The 1040-nt window shown below is 68.1% G+C and carries 1 protein-coding gene; it reads right to left on the reverse strand.

Annotation, left to right across the window (positions count from 1 at the left end; all coding sequences use genetic code 11):
* On the reverse strand, positions 1-1040 hold a 1040-nt coding region (locus tag HLUSI_RS30100), incomplete at both ends, for an SfnB family sulfur acquisition oxidoreductase (protein WP_016836091.1).

Genomic DNA, 1040 nt, shown 5'->3' on the forward strand with positions numbered 1-1040 from the left:
TGCGCCAGTGGCGGTCGAGGTTGTTCTCGGCCAGCGTCGATTGCGTGCCGGCCAGTTCGAACAGCTTGCTGCCGGCGGCCAACGACACTTCGGTCGTGAGCACACGCGCCTCGGCTACCGCGATGGAAGCGGCGGCGACACTGTCTTCGTCCGGTGCAGCGGCGGCAGCGTCGACCTTGCGGCCCGCCCGGCGCAGCAGTGCTTCGGCGGCGTGCAGCTGGATGGTCAGGTCGCCCACTTCGCGAATCGTCAGCGGGTCGTCGACGGCGCGCTCCACGCCGCTGTCCACCCAGGCACGCGAGCGGGTGCGCACGAACGTCAGCAGGTCGGCATAGGCGGCACGCGCGATACCGAGGTCGATGGCGGCGTGCTGGATCTGCGCCATCGGTCCGATCTGCGTGGGCCGCGAGAACGCCGTGGCAAACCCGATCACTGCGTCGGCGGGCACATGCACGTTCTCGAACACGGCGCTGCCGCTGCCGGTAGTGCGCTGGCCGAAGCCGGACCAGTCGTCGACGATGCTCAGTCCTTGCGCATTGCGCGGCACCAGCGCCAGTTGCTGCACGCCGTCGTCGTCGATGGCCGAGGTCGGCACCCAGTCGGCGTACAGCGCGCCGGTGGCGTAGAACTTGCGGCCGTTGATGCGGTAGTCCGCGCCGTCCTTGCTCAGGCGCGTTTTGCGCTCGGCGGAATTCCTGGTGCCGATCTCCGCCAGCGCGTTGCCGAAGCGGTCGCCCTGCAGCACGCGCTCGAAATAGAAGCGCTTTTGTGCGTCGCTGCCGTTGACGCGGATGATTTCGACTGCGTAGAAATGGTTTTGCGGAATCTGGCCCAGCGAGCCGTCGGCCTCGGCGATGATGGCGGTGACCTGGGCCAGCGTGACGTAGGAAACACCGGCGCCGCCATATTCCTTCGGCACCGAGATGCCCCACAGGCCGGAACGCACATAACGATCAAGCTCGGCCCACGGCAGGCGGCGTTCACGGTCACGCTGCGAGGCTTCGCGCGCCAGTCGTCGACCACGCTCAGGCCCGGCGCAT

Source organism: Herbaspirillum lusitanum P6-12 (genome assembly GCF_000256565.1).
Lineage (GTDB): Bacteria > Pseudomonadota > Gammaproteobacteria > Burkholderiales > Burkholderiaceae_D > Herbaspirillum > Herbaspirillum lusitanum.